A 22,853-nucleotide genomic window follows, 5' to 3' on the forward strand; every position below is an offset into this window, starting at 1 on the left:
TACCAACCCGTCGGCACCCCCACAGCCCCAGACACAGTCTGGAACCACCAGGGGGTGGTCCGGTTCGGTTCTTTCAGAACCGCACAGTGGATGCGTAGCACCTTCATGACAAGTCCTCGGCCTATTAGTACCGGTCAACTCCAGCCGTTACCGACCTTCCATCTCCGGCCTATCAACCCAATAGTCTCTTGGGGGCCTTACCCCACAAAGGGTGGGATACCTCATCTAGGAACGAGCTTCCCGCTTAGATGCTTTCAGCGGTTATCCCTTCCGAACGTAGCCAACCAGCAATGCCCTTGGCAGGACAACTGGCACACCAGAGGTCCGTCCGTCCCGGTCCTCTCGTACTAGGGACAGCCTTCCGCAAGTATCCTACGCGCGCGGCGGATAGGGACCGAACTGTCTCACGACGTTCTAAACCCAGCTCGCGTACCGCTTTAATGGGCGAACAGCCCAACCCTTGGGACCTACTCCAGCCCCAGGATGCGACGAGCCGACATCGAGGTGCCAAACCATGCCGTCGATATGGACTCTTGGGCAAGATCAGCCTGTTATCCCCGGGGTACCTTTTATCCGTTGAGCGACCACGCTTCCACAAGCCATGGCCGGATCACTAGTTCCGACTTTCGTCCCTGCTCGACCCGTCGGTCTCACAGTCAAGCCCCCTTGTGCACTTGCACTCGACACCTGATTGCCAACCAGGCTGAGGGAACCTTTGAGCGCCTCCGTTACCCTTTGGGAGGCAACCGCCCCAGTTAAACTACCCACCAGGCACTGTCCCTGATCCGGATCACGGACCGAGGTTAGACATCCAGTACGACCAGAGTGGTATTTCAACGACGACTCCACAACCACTGGCGTGGCCGCTTCACAGTCTCCCACCTATCCTACACAAGCCGAACCGAACACCAATACCAAGCTATAGTAAAGGTCCCGGGGTCTTTCCGTCCTGCCGCGCGTAACGAGCATCTTTACTCGTAATGCAATTTCGCCGGGCCTGTGGTTGAGACAGTCGAGAAGTCGTTACGCCATTCGTGCAGGTCGGAACTTACCCGACAAGGAATTTCGCTACCTTAGGATGGTTATAGTTACCACCGCCGTTTACTGGCGCTTAAGTTCTCAGCTTCGCCCCGAAGAGCTAACCGGTCCCCTTAACGTTCCAGCACCGGGCAGGCGTCAGTCCGTATACATCGTCTTGCGACTTCGCACGGACCTGTGTTTTTAGTAAACAGTCGCTTCTCGCTGGTCTCTGCGGCCGAAAAATCCTAGCCCGCAAGGGGCTTCAAATTCCTCGGCCCCCCTTCTCCCGAAGTTACGGGGGCATTTTGCCGAGTTCCTTAACCACAGTTCGCCCGATCGCCTCGGTATTCTCTACCTGACCACCTGTGTCGGTTTGGGGTACGGGCCGCATGAACACTCACTAGAGGCTTTTCTCGACAGCATGGGATCACCCTACTTCGCCTCAATCGGCTATGCATCACGTCTCAGGATGATGAACTGCGGATTTGCCTACAGCTCTCCCTACACGCTTACACCAGTACTACCACTCACTGGCGGAGCTACCCTCCTGCGTCACCCCATCGCTTGACTACTACAAGTTCAGGTCCCGCGCTCCACACCACACCATCACCCGAAGGATCAGGTGCGGGCTTCGGGCGGTTAGTATCACAAGGTTCGCCATGGGCGCGTTCACACGGGTACGGGAATATCAACCCGTTGTCCATCGACTACGCCTGTCGGCCTCGCCTTAGGTCCCGACTTACCCTGGGCGGATTAGCCTGGCCCAGGAACCCTTGGTCATCCGGCGGCAGAGTTTCCCACTCTGCTTTCGCTACTCATGCCTGCATTCTCACTCGTCCAGCCTCCACACCTGGATCACTCCGGCGCTTCCACGGCTGAACGACGCTCCCCTACCCATCCCGGCAGAACCGGAATGACACGGCTTCGGCGGTGTGCTTAAGCCCCGCTACATTGTCGGCGCAGGACCACTTGACCAGTGAGCTATTACGCACTCTTTAAAGGATGGCTGCTTCTAAGCCAACCTCCTGGTTGTCTGGGCGACCCCACATCCTTTCCCACTTAGCACACACTTAGGGGCCTTAGCCGGCGTTCTGGGCTGTTTCCCTCTCGACTACGAAGCTTATCCCCCGCAGTCTCACTGCCGCGCTCTCACGTACCGGCATTCGGAGTTTGGTTGATTTCGGTAAGCTTGTGGGCCCCCTAGACCATCCAGTGCTCTACCTCCGGCACGAAACACACGACGCTGCACCTAAATGCATTTCGGGGAGAACCAGCTATCACGGAGTTTGATTGGCCTTTCACCCCTAACCACAGCTCATCCCCCAGGTTTTCAACCCTGGTGGGTTCGGGCCTCCACGCAGTCTTACCCACGCTTCACCCTGGCCATGGCTAGATCACCCCGCTTCGGGTCTAGACCACGCGACTCCACCGCCCTCTTCGGACTCGCTTTCGCTACGGCTACCCCACACGGGTTAACCTCGCCACGCAGCACTAACTCGCAGGCTCATTCTTCAAAAGGCACGCCGTCACCCCGAAAGGCTCCGACGGATTGTAGGCACACGGTTTCAGGTACTATTTCACTCCCCTCCCGGGGTACTTTTCACCTTTCCCTCACGGTACTCGTCCGCTATCGGTCACCAGGGAGTATTCAGGCTTAGCGGGTGGTCCCGCCAGATTCACAGCAAATTCCACGAGCTCGCTGCTACTTGGGAACACTACAAAGAGACGCCGGGTTTTCACGTACGGGACTCTCACCCTCTACGGCCGCGCTTTCCAGACACGTTCCGCTAACCACAACGTTTTCTGACTCTTTGCCAGTCCGGCAGAACTGACCAGTAGGTCCCACGACCCCGCACACGCAACCCCTGCCGGGTATCACACGAATACGGTTTAGCCTCTTCCGCTTTCGCTCGCCACTACTCACGGAATCACGGTTGTTTTCTCTTCCTGCGGGTACTGAGATGTTTCACTTCCCCGCGTTCCCTCCACACACCCTATGTGTTCAGGCGTGGGTGACCCCACATGACTGGGGCCGGGTTTCCCCATTCGGAAATCCTTGGATCTCAGCTCGGTTGACAACTCCCCAAGGCTTATCGCAGTCTCCTACGTCCTTCATCGGCTCCTGGTGCCAAGGCATCCACCGTATGCCCTTAATAACTTGCCACAAAGATGCTCGCATCCACTGTGCAGTTCTCAAAGAACAACCAGACACTCCCCACCACGCACAACGCCTACCCGGCAACCCAGGCGGTTCGAAGGCTAAGGAAGCCCTGCCGTCTCCTCGCTGAAAGAAACACAACACGCGTGTTCCCTCAGGACCCAACAGCGTACCGAACAGAAACCATGAACCCTTCGAAGACCCTTCCACACCCTCACAGGCAGTACTAACTCTCCGAACAACCCACGCTCTGCACTAGCCAGCATCCACATCATCGAGCAACCACCGGCCGATCGTTCGCCGACCGCATGGTTCTCCGAGCACACCGAGATGCACCCGCAGAATGCTCCTTAGAAAGGAGGTGATCCAGCCGCACCTTCCGGTACGGCTACCTTGTTACGACTTCGTCCCAATCGCCAGTCCCACCTTCGACCGCTCCCCCCCATACGGGTTGGGCCACGGGCTTCGGGTGTTACCGACTTTCGTGACGTGACGGGCGGTGTGTACAAGGCCCGGGAACGTATTCACCGCAGCGTTGCTGATCTGCGATTACTAGCGACTCCGACTTCACGGGGTCGAGTTGCAGACCCCGATCCGAACTGAGACCGGCTTTCTGGGATTCGCTCCACCTCACGGCTTAGCAGCCCTCTGTACCGGCCATTGTAGCATGTGTGAAGCCCTGGACATAAGGGGCATGATGACTTGACGTCATCCCCACCTTCCTCCGAGTTGACCCCGGCAGTCTCCCATGAGTCCCCGCCATCACGCGCTGGCAACATGGAACGAGGGTTGCGCTCGTTGCGGGACTTAACCCAACATCTCACGACACGAGCTGACGACAGCCATGCACCACCTGTACACCAGTCCGAAGAGGCCCCCATCTCTGGAGGTTTCCGGTGCATGTCAAGCCCAGGTAAGGTTCTTCGCGTTGCATCGAATTAATCCACATGCTCCGCCGCTTGTGCGGGCCCCCGTCAATTCCTTTGAGTTTTAGCCTTGCGGCCGTACTCCCCAGGCGGGGTGCTTAATGCGTTAGCTGCGGCACGGAGGACGTGGAAGCCCCCCACACCTAGCACCCACCGTTTACGGCGTGGACTACCAGGGTATCTAATCCTGTTCGCTCCCCACGCTTTCGCTCCTCAGCGTCAGTATCGGCCCAGAGACCCGCCTTCGCCACCGGTGTTCCTCCTGATATCTGCGCATTTCACCGCTACACCAGGAATTCCAGTCTCCCCTGCCGAACTCAAGTCTGCCCGTATCGACCGCAGGCTCCACGTTAAGCGTGAAGTTTTCACGGCCGACGCAACAAACCGCCTACGAGCTCTTTACGCCCAATAATTCCGGACAACGCTCGCACCCTACGTATTACCGCGGCTGCTGGCACGTAGTTAGCCGGTGCTTCTTCTGCAGGTACCGTCACTCACGCTTCGTCCCTGCTGAAAGAGGTTTACAACCCGAAGGCCGTCATCCCTCACGCGGCGTCGCTGCATCAGGCTTTCGCCCATTGTGCAATATTCCCCACTGCTGCCTCCCGTAGGAGTCTGGGCCGTGTCTCAGTCCCAGTGTGGCCGGTCACCCTCTCAGGCCGGCTACCCGTCGTCGCCTTGGTAGGCCATCACCCCACCAACAAGCTGATAGGCCGCGGGTCCATCCCATACCGCCGGAACTTTCCACCCCCCACCATGCGATGGAAGGTCGTATCCGGTATTAGACCTAGTTTCCCAGGCTTATCCCGGAGTACAGGGCAGGTTACCCACGTGTTACTCACCCGTTCGCCGCTCGTGTACCCCGAAGGGCCTTACCGCTCGACTTGCATGTGTTAAGCACGCCGCCAGCGTTCGTCCTGAGCCAGGATCAAACTCTCCAATAAGGATTGTGTTGATCGCTCGAACAACACTGACACACGAACCGGAATATGGTCCGTGACATTGCCAGTTGTCCAGTCAATCTCAAAGGAAACCTCTTGACGAGGTTCATAAATTTACTGGCTATTCGGCACGCTGTTGAGTTCTCAAAGAACACGCGCTCACCATCGTAACCCACTCGATCCGAGTGACTTGCTCCGGGGCTTGTGCGCCGCGCTCCGTTCCGGTTTTCCCGGCCCGTTCCGCGCTGGCAGAGAGAAACTTACACGACGATCGTCGGATAGTGAAATCGGGGGGTCGATCCGGGCATCTCCGCAGCTAGGCGTGGTGCGGGCGCGGTGGACGGTGGATGCTGTCGGGGTGCTGCTCCCCCCTCGACTGCGTCCGTGGGGCAGGTACGCCTGCCACCTGGCGGTGGTCGCCGCTTGCTACTACGCCGGCGCACGCCTCGGTCTGCTCCAGGCGTTGGTCGGCGACCAGGTGACTCCCCTGTGGCCACCCAGCGGTGTCGCGCTGCTCGCCCTGATGCTGGGCGGCGTGCGACTGTGGCCCGCCGTCGCGGCGGCGGCGTTCCTCGTCAACGCGACGCTCGGCGACAGCGGCGCGGCGTTCCTGATCAGCGCCGGCAACACGCTCGGCCCGGTCGTCGCCTACCTGCTGCTCACGCACACCGGGTTCCGGCTGGAGCTGGACCGGGCGCGGGACGCGCTCGCGCTGGTCTTCCTGGGCGCGTTCGCGGGCATGGCGGTCAGCGCGTCGATCGGCACGGGTGCGCTGCGGTCGGCGGGCGTGATCGACGAGGCGGAGTTCTGGTCCACCTGGTCCGTGTGGTGGACCGGCGACGCGATGGGCGTGCTGATCCTGGTGCCGCTGGTGCCGGCGCTGCGCGGCCTGCGCTTCCCCCTGCGCCCGGCGCGGGTGCTGGAGGCGTCGGCGCTGCCCGCCTGCACGCTGGCGGTGATGCTGGTCGCGGTGAACAGCCCCGTCCGGCTGCTGTACGCGGTGTTCCCGTTCGCCGTCTGGGGCGCGCTGCGGTTCCAGCACGGGGGCGCCGCGCCGTGCGCCCTGGTGGCCGCGGTGCTCGCCGGGCACGGCGCGGCGGCCGGGACCGGGCCGTTCGCCGGGCTGGACGTGGTCGACCGGATGGTGACGGTGCAGGCGTTCAACGGCACGGTCGCGTTGACCGCGCTGCTGTTGAGCGCCGTGGTCGCCGAGCGCAACGAGGCGCGCAGGGCGGTCGAGCGGACGTGCGCCCGGCCGACCGAGGTGGTGGCGCAGTACCGCTCGTTGCTGCCGGCCGACGCGCGACCACCGAGCCCGCCGGACGCCCGCTGATGGACGTGGTGGTCGTCGGCGGTGGTCCGGCGGGACGCGCGCTGGCGTCGGCGTGCGCGGCGCGTGGCCTGGGCACGACCCTGGTGGACCCGCACCCGGAGCGGCCGTGGCGCGCGACCTACGCGGCGTGGTCGGACGAGTTGCCGCCCGGCGCGCCGGTCGCGGTGTCCACGACCCGCGCGCGGGTCGTGGCGGTGCACGAGCACCGGATCGCGCGCGGGTACGCGGTGTTGGACAACGACCGGCTCCGGCAACTGCCCGAGGCGGTGCGGGTCGTCGCGGGGACGGTGGTCGACCGGGGACCGCGGCACGTGGTGCTGCGCGACGGTCGGCTGCTGCGCGCCGGCGCGGTCGTGGACGCGGCGGGCGCGGCCGGTGGCGGGGCCGCCCAGCACGCGGTGGGCGTGGTGGTGCCGAGGGAGCGCGCCGCGCCGTTCGTGGGCGACGACGAGGCGCTGATCATGGACTGGCGGAAGCCGCCGGACGCGGCGGCTCCGGACCCGACGTTCCTCTACGCCATCCCGGTGGGGCCGGACGCGGTGCTGCTGGAGGAGACGTCGCTGGCCCGCGCGCCCGGCCTGCCGTTGGCCGAGTTGCGCCTGCGGTTGCACGCGCGCCTCGCGGCGCACGGCGTCCCGGTGCCGGACGGCGAGGAGAGGGTGCGCATCCCGCTGGCCGGCCGGGTGGCGCCCGGCGCGTTCGGCGCTTCGGCGGGCCTGGTGCACCCGGCGACCGGGTACGGCGTGGCGACCGCGCTGCGGCTCGCGCCGGAGGTCGCGCGGGCGGTCGCGGACGGCGTGCCGGTGGACCGGGTGCTGTGGCCGGCGCGGGCCAGGGTCGTCCACGCGCTGCGGCGGCACGGCCTCGCGGCGCTGCTCGCCATGCGGCCCGACGAAGTTCCGGAATTTTTCGACCTCTTCTTCCGAATGCCGGAGAATAGGCAACGAAAGTACCTGTCCGACCGGGCTGACCCGTGGGGCTCGCTGGCCGCGATGGCCGCCCTGTTCCACGCCTCGCCGTGGCGGCTGCGTGCGCGTTTGGCATTTTCCGTGCAGCCGGCCAAGCGTGTGAGAACACCAGGTTAACCCTCTGGGCATTTGAAGATCGACCGGGCAGGATCGTGGTGTGCCCGCCTTGCTGGATGACGTTCGCTTCGCCTTCCAGCCGCTGTTCAACCTCAACACCGGAGGGGTCGTCGCGGTCGAGGCACTGGCCCGCCCGCACGACGGCAGCGTGCAGGATCTGCTCCGCATGGCCTTCCGTGCGGGGTACTTGGCGAACACCGACGTGGCTCTCGCCTGTCGTGCGGTCCGCAGCGCGGCCGACCACGACTTCACCCTCCCGCTGCACGTGAACCTGCTCGCGATGACGATCGCGGACAAGCCCGAGCAGCTGGCGCCGCTCTACGCCGCGCTGCGCGACGCGGGCCGCCCGCCGTCGAACCTGGTGGTGGAGGTCGGCACGCCGTACTCGCGCGCGCCGCGCCACCGGCTGGTCAAGGGCCTGGAACGGCTGCGCGTCGACGGGTTCCGCATCGGGCTCGACGGCGTCGGCGAGGGCGACTCGCCGCTGTCGCTGCTAGCCGAGGTGCAGCCCGACGTGGTCAAGCTCGACCGCGAGGTGGTGCAGGAGCTGCCCACCGACCCGACCAGGTTCGCGCTGGTGCAGGCGTTGCAGCACCTGTGCGAGGCGACCGGTTCGCAGGTCGTCGCCGAGGGCGTGGAGACCGAGGCGCAGCTGGTCGCGCTGCGCCGGCTGGGCGTGCGGCTCGCGCAGGGCAACCTGCTAGCGGCGGCGCAGCGCAGGCCGAGGGTGGACGCGACCATCTCGGCGGTGCTCAGCGAGGCCAACGACCCCGAGGCGGCGGCCACCACGATGACCAAGCCGCTGCGCCGCAAGGCGGGGCCGAAGGTCACCGACTTCCTGCACCCGGCGACCACGCTGCCCGAGTCGGCGACCTCCGAGGAGGTCCGGGACGTCCTGGCCAGCCAGCCGACGGTGAGCGGCGTGGTGCTGCTGGACGACGACGGCAGGCCGACGTGGACCGTGGACCGCAACCGGTTCCTGCTGGCGGTCACCGGGCCGTTCGGGCACGCGCTGCACGCCAAGCGGGAGGCCGCGCGGCTGGCGGACAAGCCGCGGGTGATCGGCGCGGACTCCGCCGCGCTGGAGCTGCTGGACATCGTCGCGCACGCCAACCGCGAGCGCACCAACGACGACCTGGTGGTCGTGGACGACGACGACCGGTGCGTGGGCGTGGTCCGGGTGGCGGACGTGGTGCGCGGCATCGCGGAGCTGAAGGTGGAGCAGGCCGCCGCGCTCAACCCGTTGACGCGCCTGCCCGGCAGCGACTCGATCGCGCGCGAGGTGGACCGGCGCATCCTCAACGGCGACATCTTCGCCGTGGGGTGGCTGGACGTGGACGCGTTCAAGCGGGTGAACGACTCGGTGGGGTTCGCGGCGGGGGACGACCTGATCCGGGCGCTCGGGCGGACGCTGTCGGAGTGCGCCGCGGGGTTCCCCGGCGTCCAGGTGGGGCACGTCGGCGGGGACGACTTCCTGGTCGTCGCCGGGCTCAACGAACTCGTGCCGTACGCGACGGGCGTGCTGGACACGCCGTTCGACGCCGAGGGGCACGCCGTCACGCTGTCCCTGGCCACGCTGGTGTGCGCGGCGGGCTCCGCGGTCTCCTACCGGGAGGTCTCCCGGTTGCTCGCACCGCTGAAGGAGCACGCGAAATCCTTGCGCGGCAACAGCTGGGTGCTGGGCCGTCCGGGTAGCGACCAGGTGGACGTACTGCGCGGGGGCGCTCATCTCGCGGTGAGTTGATCGATCGCGAAGTTCACCGCAACGATGCCTGTGCACCCCCTCCGGTCACTCATAGCATCAGGGTGACTACCCATCGCAGGGAGGTCCCTGGTGAGCGAGGTCGAAGTCACCGCTCTACCGCGTCCGCGAACCGAGTTCGACACGGCGTTGTCGATAGGGGTCGAAGAGGAGTTCCTGCTCGTCGACGCGGACACCGGCGCGCTGGTGCCGCTGGCGGGCGAGGTGCTGGGCGACGCGGACGGCGTGCTGGATCTCCAGGCGGAGATCACCCGGTACCAGGTGGAGAGCGCCACCTCCGTCTGCCTGAACATGGCCGAGGTGCGGGACGACCTGCTGCTGTCGCGGCGCACGCTGCGCGACCTGGCGCGGGTGCACGGCGCGCGGGTCGTGGCCACCGGGACGCCCGTGCTGGCCGGGGGTCGCCCACCGCCGCTGACCGACCGCGAGCGGTACCGGGACATCGCGCGGCGGTACGGCTCGCTGGTCGACGTCCTGACCATCTGCGGGTGCCACGTGCACGTCGGCATACCGGACGAGGAAACCGGCGTGCTCATCTCCAACCACCTGCGGCAGTGGCTGCCGGTGCTGCTGGCGATCAGCGCGAACTCGCCGTTCTCCGAGGGGCGCGACACCGGGTACGCGAGTTGGCGCTACCTGTCGTGGAGCCCGTGGCCGTCGGCGGGCGCGCCGCCGTGGTTCGCCTCGCCCGAGGACTACCACCTCAACGCGCGGGCGCTGCGGATGTCGGGCGCGGCGATGGACGCGGGGATGATCTACTGGGACGTCCGCCTGTCGGCCAACCACCCGACCGTCGAGCTGCGGGTGTGCGACGTGGCGGCGACCGTGGCGGAGGCCGTGCTGATCGCGGCCCTGACGCGGGCCATCGCGGCGACCGCCGTGACGGGGCGGCCCGCGCTGCCGGTGTCGGACCTGGTGCTGCGGACGGGGTTGTGGCGCGCGGCGCGGGACGGCGTGGAGGGCGCGGCCCTCGAACCGCGCACCGGGCGGCTGGTGCCCGCGGCGGACCGGGTGCGGGCGCTGGTGGAGTGGACGCGGCCCGCGTTGCGCGCGTCCGGCGACGAGGACCTGGTGGACGAGGGCGTCGCGCGGCTGCTGGTCGACGGGTGCGGCGCGACGCGGCAGCGGCGGGCGTTCCAGCGGCGCGGCTCGCTGGCCGACGTGGTGGACATGCTGGCGGAGCAGACCTAGCGCCGGCGCTCACCCGGCGCGCAAGACGCGTTCGGCCCCTCCGGAACGGGTCCGGAGGGGCCGACCCGGTCGTCCGGACGGTGTCCGGCGGCGCGGGTGCGCGACCTGTGCGGGTCAGACGGTGAAGCCGAGGGCGCGCAACTGCTCGCGGCCGTCATCGGTGATCTTCTCCGGCCCCCACGGCGGCATCCACACCCAGTTGATGCGGAAGTCGTCGACGATGCCGCCGCCCGGACCGCCGACCAGCGCCGAGCGCGTCTGGTCCTCGATCACGTCGGTCAGCGGGCACGCCGCCGAGGTCAGCGTCATGTCGATGACGGCGACGTTCTCCTCGTCCACGCGGATGTCGTAGACCAGGCCCAGGTCGACCACGTTGATGCCCAGCTCCGGGTCGACCACGTCGCGCATGGCCTCCTCGACGTCGTCGAGGTTCGCCACGTCCGCCTTCGGCGCGGGCGGTTCGGGCATCCCCTCGACGCCGCGGACGACGTCCTCCGCCTGACCGCCGACCGTCTCTTCCGGCGTGGTCATGCCTTCGCTCCTTCGCTGCGGGCCACCGCGTCCTTGAAAGCCATCCACCCCAGCAGGGCGCACTTCACGCGTGCCGGGTACTTCGCCACGCCGGCGAACGCGATCCCGTCCTCCAGGACGTCCTCGTCCGGCTCGACCTGGCCCCTGCCCTGCATCAGCTCGACGAAGGCGTCCATCTTCACGAACGCCTCGTCCACCGGTCTGCCGACCACGAGGTCGGTCAGCACCGAGGTGGACGCCTGGCTGATGGAGCAGCCCTGGCCGTCGTACGACACGTCCGCGACCTTGTCGCCGTCCAGCTTCACCCGCAGCGTGACCTCGTCGCCGCACGTCGGGTTGATCTGGTGGGACTCCGCGTCGAACGGGTCGCGCAGGCCGCGGCCGTGCGGGTTCTTGTAGTGGTCCAGGATGATCTCCTGGTACATCTGCTGCAACTGCATCTACGCCACCCCGAAGAACTTCTGGGCTTCGCGCACGCCGTCCACCAGGGCACGCACCTCGTCCAGCGTGTTGTACAGGTAGAAGCTCGCGCGCACCGTGGCGGCGACGCCGAGGCGGCGGTGCAGCGGCCACGCGCAGTGGTGGCCCACGCGCACCGCGACGCCGAGGCTGTCGAGCACCTGCCCGACGTCGTGGGCGTGGATGCCCTCCACGACGAACGACACCGCGCCGCCGCGGTCGACCGTGTCGAGCGGGCCGACGACGCGGACGCCGGGCACCTCCGCCAGGCCGCGCAGGGCGGCTTCGGTCAGCAGGTGCTCGTGGGCCGCGACGCGGTCCATGCCGATGGCGTCCAGGTAGTCCACGGCCGCGCCGAGCGCGACCGCCTGCGAGGTCATCGGCACGCCCGCCTCGAACCGCTGCGGCGGCGGGGCGAACGTGGAACTGGCCATCTGCACCATCTCGATCATCGACCCGCCGGTCAGGAACGGCGGCAGCGCCTCCAGCAGCTCGCGGCGGCCGTAGAGCACGCCGACGCCGGACGGCCCGAGCATCTTGTGCCCGGAGAACACGGCGAAGTCGACGCCGAGGGCGGCGAAGTCGACCGGGCCGTGCGGCACGGACTGGCACGCGTCCAGCACCGTCAGCGCGCCGACCGACCGCGCCCGGTCCACCAGCAGGCGGACCGGGTTGACGGTGCCCAGCACGTTGGACTGGTGGGTGAACGCGACGACCTTGGTGCGCTCGTTGACCAGGTCGGACAGGTCGGACAGGTCGAGCCTGCCGTCGTCGGTGACGCCGAACCAGCGCAGGGTCGCGCCGGTGCGGGCCGCCAGCTGCTGCCACGGCACGAGGTTCGCGTGGTGCTCCATCTCGGTCACCACGATCTCGTCGCCGGGGCCGAGCCGGAAGCGCTCGGCCTCCGGGCCCGCGACGGCGGCGTTGCCCATCGCGTACGCGACGAGGTTCACGCCCTCGGTCGCGTTCTTGACGAACACGACCTCGCCGAAGTCGACGCCCACGAAGGCGGCGATCCGGGCGCGCGCGCCCTCGTACGCGTCGGTCGCCTCCTCGGCGAGCTGGTGCGCGCCGCGGTGCACGGCGGCGTTGGCGGTCTCCAGGAACGCCCGCTCGGCGTCGAGGACCCGCCCCGGGCGCTGCGAGGTGGCGCCGGAGTCCAGGTACACCAGCCGCTTGCCGTCCCGGACGGTACGACCCAGGATCGGGAAGTCCGCCCGCACGGCGGCGACGTCCAGCGGGGTGGCGGTGGTGGTCACGGCCGCGACGCCTCCTCTCGAACTCTCGACACGAAGTGCACGTACAGGACGAACGTCAGCCGACCTTGGCGGCTTCCTGGCTGCCGGTGTACTTCACGTAACCCTGCTCCTCGAGCTGGTCGGCCAGCTCGCGACCGCCGGACTCGACGATCCGGCCGTTCGCGAACACGTGCACGAAGTCGGGCTGGATGTACTTGAGGATGCGGGTGTAGTGGGTGATCAGCATGACACCCGCCTCGCCGGACGCCTTGAACTTGTTGACGCCCTCGGACACGACGCGCAGCGCGTCGACGTCCAGCCCGGAGTCGGTCTCGTCCAGGATCGCGATCTTCGGCTTGAGCAGGCCGAGCTGGAGGATCTCGTGGCGCTTCTTCTCACCGCCGGAGAAGCCCTCGTTGACCGAGCGCTCGGCGAAGGCCGGGTCGATGTCCAGGTCGGCCATCGCGCCCTTGACCTCCTTCACCCAGTGCCGCAGGTTCGGGGCCTCGCCGCGCACGGCGGTGGCGGCGGTGCGCAGGAAGTTCGACATCGAGACGCCGGGCACCTCGACCGGGTACTGCATGGCGAGGAACAGGCCCGCGCGGGCGCGCTCGTCCACGCTCATCTCCAGCACGTCCTCGCCGTCGAGCAGGACGGTCCCGGAGGTGACGGCGTACTTGGGGTGGCCGGCGACGGCGTAGGACAGGGTGGACTTGCCCGAGCCGTTCGGACCCATGATCGCGTGGGTCTCGCCGGACCGGATGGTCAGGTCGACGCCCTTGAGGATCTCCTTGGACGTCTCGTCGGTGGTGACCGAGACGTGCAGGTCCTTGATCTCCAGAGTGGCCATTGGTGCTCAGTTCTCCCGGGTGGCGAAGCGAAAAGTCAGTTCGTGGTGGTGGTGACGTCGACGTGGACGTCACCACCGCGGATCTCGACGGCGAAGACGTCGACCGGTTCGGTGGCGGGCGGGGACGACGGTCGGCCGGTGCGCAGGTCGAAGCACGACCCGTGCAGCCAGCACTCGACGCCCTTGCGGGTCACCTCGCCCTCCGACAGCGAGACCTCCGCGTGCGTGCACAGGTCGTGCAGCGCGTGGACGGTCCCGCCGTCGCGGACGAGGACCACGGGGGTGTGCTCGTCGCCGACCTCGAACGCGACCGGCTTGCGGTCGTCCAGGTCGGCCAGCGAGCACACCCTGATCAAGCTCCCACCGCTTCCAGTTCCGCCTCGATCGCGGCCTCCAGGCGCTCGCGCACCTCCGGCACGGTGATCTTCAGGAGGATCTCGTGGAAGAAGCCCCGCACGACCAGCCGGCGCGCCTGCTCCTCGGGGATGCCCCGCGCCTGGAGGTAGAACAGCTGCTCGTCGTCGAACCGGCCGGTGGCGCTGGCGTGGCCCGCGCCCTCGATCTCGCCGGTCTCGATCTCCAGGTTCGGCACCGAGTCGGCGCGCGCGCCGTCGGTGAGGACCAGGTTGCGGTTCAGCTCGAACGTCTCGGTGCCCTCGGCCGCCGCGCGGATCAGCACGTCGCCGATCCACACGGTGTGCGCGTCCTCGCCCTGTAGCGCGCCCTTGTAGACGACGTTGCTGCGGCAGTTGGACTCCGCGTGGTCGACGAACGTCCGGTGCTCCAGGTGCTGGCCGGCGTCGGCGAAGTACAGGCCCAGCAGCTCGGCGTCGCCGCCGCGCCCGGTGTAGGTGACCACCGGGGTGAGCCGGACCAGGTCGCCGCCCAGGGTGATGACGGTGTGCCGGAACGTCGAGTCCCGGCCCAGCTTCGCGTGGTGCGCCGACACGTGCACCGCGTCGTCGGCCCAGTCCTGGATGGCCACGACGGTGAGGTGCGCGCCGTCCTCGACGACGAACTCGACGTTGTCCGCGTACGCGCCGGAGCCCCGGTGGTCCAGGACGACGACGGCCTCGGCGAACCGCTCGGCCCGGACCTGGAGGTGGCCGTAGGCGACCTGGCCCGCGCCCGCGCCGGTCACCTCGACGGTGGTCGGCGCGACCTTCGTGTCCTTGGGCAGCGTCACGACGGTCGCCTCGGTGAACGAGGTCCACGCCTGCGCCGCGATCCGGTCGCCGGGGGTGCCCGCGACGCCCAGCCGCTCGTCGCCGCGCGCGACGGTCTCGACCCGGACGCCCTCGGGCGCCTCGACCCGGACGGTGGCCGAGCCCGTGGCCGCCGCGCCGGTGTGCAGGCCCGCCAGCCGCTTCATCGGGGTGAAGCGCCAGATCTCCTCGCGCCCGCCCGGCACCTCGAACGCGTTCACGTCGAACGAGGTGAAGTGGTCGGCCCGCGACGAGATCGGCGCCGCACCGGCGGGCTGCGCGCCGCCGCCGTGCGAGTGGGCCGTCAGGCCGTGTTGCTGGTCTTCGGTGGTGACGGCCATGTCAGCCGACGGCCCCTTCCATCTGCAGCTCGATCAGGCGGTTCAGCTCGAGGGCGTACTCCATCGGCAGCTCGCGCGCGATGGGCTCCACGAACCCGCGCACGATCATCGCCATGGCCTCGTCCTCGTTGAGACCGCGGGACATCAGGTAGAACAGCTGGTCCTCGGACACCTTGGAGACGGTCGCCTCGTGGCCCATCGACACGTCGTCCTCGCGGACGTCCACGTACGGGTAGGTGTCCGACCGGCTGATGTTGTCCACCAGCAGCGCGTCGCACTTCACGGTGGACTTCGAGTGGTGCGCCCGCTTGTTGACCTGCACCAGGCCCCGGTAGGAGGTGCGACCGCCGCCGCGCGCCACCGACTTCGACACGATGGTGGACGACGTGTGCGGCGCCATGTGCACCATCTTCGCGCCGGCGTCCTGGTGCTGGCCCTCGCCCGCGAACGCGATCGAGAGGACCTCGCCCTTGGCGTGCTCGCCCATCAGGAACACGGCCGGGTACTTCATGGTCACCTTGGAGCCGATGTTGCCGTCGACCCACTCCATCGTCGCGCCCTCTTCGGCCTTGGCGCGCTTGGTGACCAGGTTGTAGACGTTGTTCGACCAGTTCTGGATCGTCGTGTAGCGGCAGCGGCCGCCCTTCTTGACGATGATCTCCACGACCGCCGAGTGCAGCGAGTCGGAGGAGTAGATGGGCGCGGTGCAGCCCTCGACGTAGTGCACGTACGCGCCCTCGTCGACGATGATCAGCGTCCGCTCGAACTGGCCCATGTTCTCGGTGTTGATCCGGAAGTACGCCTGGAGCGGGATGTCGACGTGCACGCCCTTCGGCACGTAGATGAACGAGCCGCCCGACCACACCGCGGAGTTCAGCGCGGAGAACTTGTTGTCGCCGGACGGGATCACCGAGCCGAAGTACTCCTTGAACAGCTCCGGGTGCTCCTTGAGCGCCGTGTCGGTGTCCAGGAAGATGACGCCCTGCTCCTCAAGGTCCTCGCGGATCTTGTGGTAGACGACCTCGGACTCGTACTGGGCGGCGACACCGGACACCAGGCGCTGCTTCTCCGCCTCCGGGATGCCCAGCTTGTCGTAGGTGTTCTTGATGTCGTCGGGCAGGTCGTCCCAGGTCGCCGCCTGCTTCTCGGTCGACCGGACGAAGTACTTGATGTTGTCGAAGTCGATGCCCGAGAGGTCGGAACCCCACGTGGGCATGGGCTTCCGGTCGAACAGGCGCAGCGCCTTGAGCCGGAACTCCAGCATCCAGTCGGGCTCGTCCTTCTTGGCCGAGATGTCCCGGACGACGTCCTCGTCCAGTCCCCGACGGGCGCTCGCGCCTGCCACGTCCGAGTCGGCCCAGCCGAACTCGTAGTTGCCGATGCTCGCCAGGGTCTCTTCCTGGGTGAGCGGGGCGGTGGTGGTGCGCTGCTCGGCAGCGGCAGTCATGCGGGCTCCCCTCCATCTGAAGTCCGGGTGTCGGCGTCGCGGCCGACCTTGAGCGGGGGTGTGTTCGGGATGTGCGTCGTGCACACGGCGTCGCCGCGGGCGATCGTCGCCAGCCGCTGCACGTGGGTGCCGAGCAGGTCGGCGAACGCCGCCGTCTCGGTCTCGCACAGCTGCGGGAACTCGGCGGCGACGTGCGCGACCGGGCACAGGTGCTGGCACAGCTGCTCGCCTGCCCCCACGTGCCGCGCGGACGCAGCGTAGCCCTCCCTGGTCAACGCGGTCGCGAGGGCCTTGGCCCGATCGGCGGAGCCGGTCTGCCCGGCGATGGCGTCGCGGTGCTGCGCGACGAACGCGGCCACCCGGCGCTCGGCGAAGGCCCGCACCGCTTCCTCCCCGCCCTGCTCGGCGAGGAACCGCAGCGCGGCGACGGCCAGGTCGTCGTAGGCGTGCCCGAAGCGGGCCCGCCCCTGCTCGGTCAGCAGGAACAGCTTGGCCGGACGACCCCGGCCGCGCCTGCCCCGGCTCGGGGCCTCCCTGCCGACCGCCTCGCCGTCGGCCACCAGCGCGTCGATGTGCCTGCGCACCGCCGCGGGGCTCAGGCCGAGCTGCTCCGCGACGGACGCCGCGGTGATCGGCCCCTGCTCCAGCAGCAGGCGGGCGACGCCGTGCCGGGTCCGGCCGTCGTGCCCGGCGGGCACGGTGGCTGGGTCGGTCCCGACGTTTTTCACAACACCAGTGTTGCGTATTTCCCCGGTGACCGCAAAGAGGGCTCCGGCGCGGGTGACCCGACTCACGCGCGCGACCGGGTCGCTACCCTTCCGGGCGTGACGGCGGGCGGATTGCTGATGGCGGACCGGGACGGGACGGGCGAGGCGGGTCCCCTCGACGCCCCGGAACGGCGACAACTGGACATCATCCGCCGCTGGGGCACCGTGGGCGCGCTGCTGATGGTCGTGGGCGCGCTCGGCACGGGCGCGGCGCCGGTGTTCAGCCCGCTGCCCGGCACGCCCGTCCTGGGCCTGTTCGCCCGGATGCCCAGCGCGGCGATGGCCGTCGTGTGGACCGGCGTCTTCCTCATCGTGTCGGCGTGGCTGTGGCTGGGCAGGTTCGCGCGGCCGGGCCGGCCGCGGCTGGTGTCGCGCAGCCAGCTCGACCGCACGCTGTTGATGTGGATCACACCGCTGGTGTTCGTGCTGCCCATGTTCAGCCGCGACGTGTACAGCTACCTGGCGCAGTCGCAGATCGCGGCCAACGGCCAGGACCCCTACGAGCTGGGCCCGGCCTCCGCCCTGGGCGTGGACCACCCCCTGACCACCAACGTGCCGAACATCTGGCGCGAGACGCCCGCGCCCTACGGCCCGCTGTTCCTGGCGATGGGCCGGGTCATCTCGATGGTGACCGGCAACAGCGTCCTGCCGGGGATCTTCCTGCACCGGCTGCTGGTCCTGGTCGGCCTGGCGATGATCGTCTGGGCCCTGCCGCGCCTGGCCCGCCGGTTCGGCGTGCCGCCGGTGAGCGCGCTGTGGCTGGGCGCGGCCAACCCGCTCGTGCTGTTCCACCTGGTCGTGGGCGTGCACAACGAGGGCCTGGCCATCGGCCTGATGCTGGTCGGCCTGGAGCTGGCGCTGCGCAGGATGCCCACGACGCCGGGCACGCCCATGACGCGCGAGGAGCTGCTGTGGATCTCGCTCGGCGCGACGATGATCACGTTCGGCGCGGCCGTGAAGATCCCGGCCGCGCTCGCGCTGGGCTTCCTGGGCGTGATGATCGCCCGGCGCATGGGCGGCTCGTTCGCGGACCTGCTGAAGTCGGCCCTGCTGCTGACCGTCGTGTCCGGCGTGGTGATGGTGGCCACCTGCCTGGGCACCGGCCTGGGCTTCGGCTGGATCGAGACGCTGAACGTGGCGGGCACGGTGAAGAGCTGGATGTCGCCGCCCACCGCGATGGGCTTCCTCGGCGGCGGCCTCGGCCTGCTGCTGGGCCTGGGCAACCACACCGACGCGATGATCGCGCTCATGCGCCTGGTCACGCAGGCGGTGTCCGTGGTGATCGCGGCCACCCTGCTGTGGAAGGCGTTCCGGGGCCGGATCAAGGCGGTCAACGGGCTGGGCGCGGGCCTGGGCGCGGTCCTGGTGCTCGGGCCGGTGCTCCAGCCGTGGTACGTGCTGTGGGCGGCCCTGCCCCTGGCGACGGCGGTGCTGGCCAAGCGCTTCCGGCTGTTCGCGACGTGCGCCAGCGCCGTGATCGCGGTCATCCTGCCGCCCACCGGCTCGGCCTTCGACGGCCGCGCCTACATCGTGCCGCAGGCGGTGCTGGGCGCGCTGTTCGCGTTCGGCGTCTGCCTGTTCGTGGCGCGCAAGCAGGTGATGCCGCTGATCCGCCGCGACCCGCTCCCGCACGCGACGTAGCCACCCGGCACCGCCCGCAGCACCACCCGCACCGCAGCACCGCCCGCAGCACCGCCCGGCACCGCAGCACCGCCCGCCGCCTGCCGCACCACCCGACGCACCCGCACCGCCCGCCGCCCGGCATCGGCGGAGAACGCGGTCTTCCGCTGCCGTTCACCCGCCGTCCGTAACGCGGCGGGGCCGCCGCGCGTTGCCACCAACGGGCGGCCTGCCGGCGACCCTGGGAAGATCCGCCCGACGCCGGGAGCCCGACCTCACCGTGGGAGGGGAGCGCGATGGCCGACGTGCCGCAGGAGGAGATCAGGTTCGCCGTGGTGCTCAACGGCGGCGTCAGCCTGGCCGTGTGGATGGGCGGCGTCGTGCTCGAACTGGACCGCCTGACCAGGGCGGACGGCCCGTACGCCGACCTGCTCGACGTGGTGGGCAGCACGGCCAGGGCCGACGTGATCACCGGCACCTCCGCCGGCGGGATCAACGGCGCGGCCCTCGCCCTGTCGCAGGTCAACGCGAACGCCAAGCTGGACCGCCTGCGCGACCTGTGGGCCGAGCAGGGCCGGATGGAGCAGCTGCTCCGCACGCCCTTCCGCGGCTCGCCCGTCTCGCTGCTCAAGGGCGACGAGTTCTTCCTGCCCCGCCTGCGGGAGGCGCTCGACCGGCTGACCACCGACTTCGAGCCGACGCCGCCCGACCAGCGCCCGGTGGACCTGCGGATCACCACGACGCTGCTCGCGGGCGTGCCGACGGTGACCCACGACGACCTCGGCCAGGAGCTGGTGCAGTCGTCCCACCAGGGCAGCTTCGCGTTCCGCCGCGAGCCGGGCGGCCGGGACGACTTCACCGCCGACGGGCTGCCGACCCTGGTCGACCGGCTGGCGCTGGCCGCACGCTCGTCGGCGTCGTTCCCGTTCGCCTTCGAGCCGTCGTTCGTGCCGGTCACCGCCGAGGCCGCCGGCGGCGACCGCCCGAACATGGCCGAGGTCGCGTCGTGGGCCAACGGCGCGGACAACCGGTCCCGGTACGCGGTGGACGGCGGCGTCCTGGTCAACACGCCCACCAGGGAAGCCCTGGAGGCCATCGACCGGATGCCCGCCGAGGGCCCGGTGCGGCGCGTGATGCTGCTGGTCTTCCCGCACGCGCCGGAGTCCGCGACCGAGCCGACCGCGCCGGTGGACGGCGCGCCGCCCAGCACCATCGGGACGGGCGCGAAGCTGCTCAACGCGCTGACCCGCCAGAGCGGGCGCACCTACGTGGAGCGGATCGAGGAGCACAACCGCCTGGCGGCCTCCCGGCGCGGCGGGCGCAGCGCCCTGTTGGACCGCCTGGCGGCGGGCGGTTCGGTCACCGCGAAGCTGTACGCGCTGGCGGCCACCCTGCACGACCACTACGAGGACGTGCGCATCCGGCACGCGGCGCGCGACGTCACCGCCCGCCAGTTCGAGGTGCCGGGCGCGAACGCCGCCGGGTGGACCTTCGAACGGGTCCGGGCGGCGGCGGAGGCCGCGCAGCGCGCGCACCTGGCCAAGTGGGGCGGCCTGCCGTACGTGCCCGGCCGGCCGCAGCCCGCGGCGCTGCCCGCGACCGGCTGGCCCTGGGGCGTCGGGATGGCCGACCGGCTCGCCTCCGCCGTGCTCGACCTGCTCAAGCGCCTGGTGTGGGTGGTGCCGACGGACCTGGCCGCCGAGGGCAGGCTGGCCCAGGCCCGCACCAACCTCTACGACCTGCGGGCCGAGCTGCGGGCGGCGCGGGCCGAGCTGGACGCCCGGTGGACGACCAGCCGGCGGCAGCCGCTCAACCAGGCGTACTGGGAGCAGCGGGTGGAGGCGTTCGCGGCGGCGATGCTCTCGGCGGACGGGGTCGGGCAGCGCGTGCGGGTCCAGGTGGACCGCATCGGCGGCATCCTCGGCGACGCGCGCGACGTGCTCGACCGCCTCGACGACGACCGGGTGCGGATGGCCGGCCTGCGGTCGTGGCGCGCGCTGCTGGCCGAGCCGCGCACCGACGGCGAGACCGCGGCCGGGCTGGTCGGCAACGACCTCCTGCTGTCGCGGGTGCTGGCGCTGGAGGTCGCGGCGACCTGCCTGGCCGACGACTCGCGCGGCGGGTCGGACCAGGCCGTCGACCTCGTCCAGATCAGCCTCCAGACCCGCAACGCCTTCGCGGACTACAGCGTGACGCCCGACGACAAGGCGGGCGGCGCGTCGCTCAGCAGGTTCGCCGGCTTCCTGAAGCGGTCGTGGCGGGTGAACGACTGGATCTGGGGCCGGCTGGACGGCGCGACCATGCTGTGCAAGGTCGTGTTCGACCCGCAGCGGCTGCTGCGCATCGACCGGCTCACCGCCTCGGACGCGCCACCGGAGCAGCGCGCGCGGCGACGCGTGGACGACCTGGTGGGCAAGCTGTTCGGCGACGGGGTGCCCGACCGGCTCGCGCCGTACGTGGAGCGGGCGGTGGAGGAGCTGACCGCGATCTACGCCGACCCGGACGGCGACCACCCGCCGACCTGCCAGGCGCTGGCGGAACTCGGCGCGTGGGGCCTGCACGTGCGGATCATCTGCGAGGAGCTGCCCGCGCTGCGCGCGGCGATCCTGGCCGACCGCACCGAGGGCGCGGACCGGCGGTCGCGCGGCGAGCTGTTCCTGGAGGAGCAGGCGGCGCTGCTGGCGAAGCTGCCGGTGCGTAGCGACGCCGAGCGCGTCGAGATCGGCATGGAGGCGCTCAGCGCGTTCGACCGCGCCGGGATCGGGCGGGAGCCGCTGTCCCAGGAGGCGTCCAGCGACCAGGTGATCCGGACCGCCGCGACGGCCGCCGCGGTGGCGATCACCGTGGCGGACAGCGAGAACTCGGGCCTGGGCCCGGCGAAGCCGCTCACCCGCGCGCTGCGCGGCGCGGCGCTGCTGCCCTACTGGACCATCACCGGGCTGACCAGGGGCGGCCGGCTCGCGCAGTTCCTGGGGCTGCTCGGGTTCGCGCTCGGCGGCGCGCTGCTGGTGCTGGCGCTGTTCGACCTGCTGCCGCCGTGGGCGGTCGGCCCGGCGGCGGCGTTCGGCAGCGGCACCCTGCTGGCCGCGTTCGGGTACGCCGCGCTGCGGTCGGGGACGCTCCTGCACGGCCTGGTGCTGCTGTCGCCGGTCATACCCCTGATCGCGCTGGCGGTCGACCGGACGCGCGGCGCGGTGGCGGGCGGCGGGTCCGGTGAGCAGGTGGTGACCGGAGTGGTCGCCGTGGTCGGCGTCGTGCTCGTGGTGGTGGGCCTGCTGCTGATCGGCAGCCTGCCCGCGCCGGTCGGCACGCCGCTGGCGGTGCTGCGCGGAATCCGGCTGCGGCCCCGCCTGCTGGCCCGGCTCGGGGTGGTCGCGCTGATCGTGGTCGGCATCTGGGCGGTGGTGCGGTACCGGCTGTACGACATGAGCGCGACGCTGGTCGTGGCGGGCACGGCGGTGGCCATCGCGTTCGGCGCGGTCGTGTCGCTGCGGCTGGGCCGCTCGCTGCAGCGGTGGCGGCGGGTCGACGGCATGTGGGGCACCGAGCACGCCGAGCCGCCCGCCGCGGCGACCGCCGGGTGGGCGGCCGTGTACGGGTCGGCGCTGCTGCTCGTCGCGGCCTGCGTGCAGGTGTTCGAGCTGCGGTTCGTGGGCTGGGAGGCGGTGCTGGCGACGGCCCTGTCGTTCGGCCTGGTGCTGCTGCTCGTGACGACCTGGTGGGTGCCGCTGAAGGCGCGGCGGCGGATCGCGCGGAACCTGGTGGAGCAGTCGTCGTTCGTGGACTTCGAGGACGACGTGGCCGAGGGGCTGCTCAAGCGCTTGGAGGGCCACGCCATGCTGTTCCGCTTCCTGACCACCGTGGACGCCTCCGGCAAGCCGGCGCTGGGTCCCGGCGGGCTCCGGGTCGCGCGCCGCATCGCGCGGTTGCGGGCCACCGGGGTGGACCGGGACTGACGCGCCCGGCACCGGGCGCGCCG

At 69.6% G+C, this 22,853-nt stretch carries 14 protein-coding genes and 2 rRNA genes; 6 read left to right on the forward strand and 10 right to left on the reverse strand.

Translation table 11 applies throughout. From position 1 onward, the window contains the following. Positions 1–104: 104 nt before the first annotated feature. Together C8E97_RS24955 and C8E97_RS24960 are read right to left on the reverse strand one after the other, a co-directional pair. A 23S ribosomal RNA gene (locus C8E97_RS24955) occupies positions 105–3,184 on the reverse strand. A 348-nt stretch (positions 3,185–3,532) separates the two neighbouring features. Beyond that, positions 3,533–5,048: ribosomal RNA gene (locus C8E97_RS24960) — 16S ribosomal RNA — on the reverse strand. Together the 16S and 23S rRNA genes form the textbook arrangement of a ribosomal RNA operon. A 355-nt stretch (positions 5,049–5,403) precedes the next feature. Between C8E97_RS24960 and C8E97_RS24965 the strand changes: the two genes are divergently transcribed. The 4 genes from C8E97_RS24965 to C8E97_RS24980 all read left to right on the forward strand — a co-directional run bounded on the left by C8E97_RS24965 (position 5,404) and on the right by C8E97_RS24980 (position 10,416). Continuing rightward, positions 5,404–6,378 carry an MASE1 domain-containing protein gene (locus C8E97_RS24965; RefSeq protein ID WP_246019143.1) on the forward strand — a complete coding sequence of 325 codons (975 nt, stop codon included), beginning with the start codon at positions 5,404–5,406 and terminating at the stop codon, positions 6,376–6,378. After that, positions 6,378–7,463, forward strand: coding sequence for a lycopene cyclase family protein (locus tag C8E97_RS24970; RefSeq protein ID WP_121007905.1), 1,086 nt, complete (start codon positions 6,378–6,380; stop codon positions 7,461–7,463). Before C8E97_RS24965 ends, C8E97_RS24970 begins: the two co-directional genes overlap by 1 nt. A 40-nt stretch (positions 7,464–7,503) precedes the next feature. Then, positions 7,504–9,207, forward strand: coding sequence for a GGDEF domain-containing protein (locus C8E97_RS24975; RefSeq protein WP_121007906.1), 1,704 nt, complete (start codon positions 7,504–7,506; stop codon positions 9,205–9,207). Between the two features lie 90 nt (positions 9,208–9,297). Continuing rightward, positions 9,298–10,416, forward strand: coding sequence for a carboxylate-amine ligase (locus tag C8E97_RS24980; protein ID WP_121007907.1), 1,119 nt, complete (start codon positions 9,298–9,300; stop codon positions 10,414–10,416). 114 nt (positions 10,417–10,530) lie between these two features. On the opposite strand, the gene C8E97_RS24985 is transcribed toward C8E97_RS24980, so the two are convergent. From C8E97_RS24985 to C8E97_RS25020, 8 genes are read right to left on the reverse strand one after another with little or no spacing between them, the layout of a single operon-like run. Next, on the reverse strand, positions 10,531–10,947 hold the full coding sequence (locus C8E97_RS24985; RefSeq protein WP_121007908.1) for a metal-sulfur cluster assembly factor: 417 nt from the start codon (positions 10,945–10,947) through the stop codon (positions 10,531–10,533). Beyond that, complete coding sequence (gene sufU / locus C8E97_RS24990) at positions 10,944–11,387, reverse strand: Fe-S cluster assembly sulfur transfer protein SufU (protein ID WP_121007909.1); 444 nt, start codon at positions 11,385–11,387, stop codon at positions 10,944–10,946. Before sufU ends, C8E97_RS24985 begins: the two co-directional genes overlap by 4 nt. Continuing rightward, entirely contained in the window at positions 11,388–12,665 is a 1,278-nt protein-coding gene (locus C8E97_RS24995) for a cysteine desulfurase (protein ID WP_121007910.1), read from the reverse strand. A gap of 55 nt (positions 12,666–12,720) precedes the next feature. Next, positions 12,721–13,494, reverse strand: coding sequence for a Fe-S cluster assembly ATPase SufC (sufC, locus tag C8E97_RS25000; RefSeq protein WP_121007911.1), 774 nt, complete (start codon positions 13,492–13,494; stop codon positions 12,721–12,723). Positions 13,495–13,529: 35 nt separating this feature from the next. Then, complete coding sequence (locus C8E97_RS25005; protein ID WP_246019415.1) at positions 13,530–13,841, reverse strand: non-heme iron oxygenase ferredoxin subunit; 312 nt, start codon at positions 13,839–13,841, stop codon at positions 13,530–13,532. Positions 13,842–13,846: 5 nt separating this feature from the next. Then, positions 13,847–15,040, reverse strand: coding sequence for a Fe-S cluster assembly protein SufD (gene sufD, locus C8E97_RS25010; protein WP_246019145.1), 1,194 nt, complete (start codon positions 15,038–15,040; stop codon positions 13,847–13,849). Position 15,041: 1 nt separating this feature from the next. After that, positions 15,042–16,487 (reverse strand): Fe-S cluster assembly protein SufB, encoded by a 1,446-nt coding sequence (gene sufB, locus C8E97_RS25015; protein ID WP_121007913.1) that lies wholly within the window; start codon positions 16,485–16,487, stop codon positions 15,042–15,044. Next, entirely contained in the window at positions 16,484–17,215 is a 732-nt protein-coding gene (locus C8E97_RS25020) for a helix-turn-helix transcriptional regulator (protein ID WP_246019146.1), read from the reverse strand. The genes sufB and C8E97_RS25020 overlap by 4 nt, the downstream gene beginning before the upstream one ends. A gap of 96 nt (positions 17,216–17,311) precedes the next feature. Between C8E97_RS25020 and mptB the strand changes: the two genes are divergently transcribed. Further along, on the forward strand, positions 17,312–18,895 hold the full coding sequence (gene mptB, locus C8E97_RS25025) for a polyprenol phosphomannose-dependent alpha 1,6 mannosyltransferase MptB (protein ID WP_121007914.1): 1,584 nt from the start codon (positions 17,312–17,314) through the stop codon (positions 18,893–18,895). Positions 18,896–19,170: 275 nt separating this feature from the next. Further along, positions 19,171–22,830, forward strand: coding sequence for a patatin-like protein (locus tag C8E97_RS25030; RefSeq protein WP_121007915.1), 3,660 nt, complete (start codon positions 19,171–19,173; stop codon positions 22,828–22,830). Positions 22,831–22,853: the final 23 nt, after the last annotated feature.

The organism is Saccharothrix australiensis, from assembly GCF_003634935.1.
GTDB lineage: Bacteria > Actinomycetota > Actinomycetes > Mycobacteriales > Pseudonocardiaceae > Actinosynnema > Actinosynnema australiense.

Bases quoted from the DNA above. Each gene is read 5' to 3' on its own strand.
- sufB (WP_121007913.1), bottom strand. From the start codon at position 16,487: ATGACTGCCGCTGCCGAGCAGCGCACCACCACCGCCCCGCTCACCCAG.
- sufC (WP_121007911.1), bottom strand. From the start codon at position 13,494: ATGGCCACTCTGGAGATCAAGGACCTGCACGTCTCGGTCACCACCGAC.
- sufU (WP_121007909.1), bottom strand. From the start codon at position 11,387: ATGCAGTTGCAGCAGATGTACCAGGAGATCATCCTGGACCACTACAAG.
- sufD (WP_246019145.1), bottom strand. From the start codon at position 15,040: ATGGCCGTCACCACCGAAGACCAGCAACACGGCCTGACGGCCCACTCG.
- C8E97_RS25030 (WP_121007915.1), top strand. From the start codon at position 19,171: ATGGCCGACGTGCCGCAGGAGGAGATCAGGTTCGCCGTGGTGCTCAAC.
- C8E97_RS24970 (WP_121007905.1), top strand. From the start codon at position 6,378: ATGGACGTGGTGGTCGTCGGCGGTGGTCCGGCGGGACGCGCGCTGGCG.
- C8E97_RS24985 (WP_121007908.1), bottom strand. From the start codon at position 10,947: ATGACCACGCCGGAAGAGACGGTCGGCGGTCAGGCGGAGGACGTCGTC.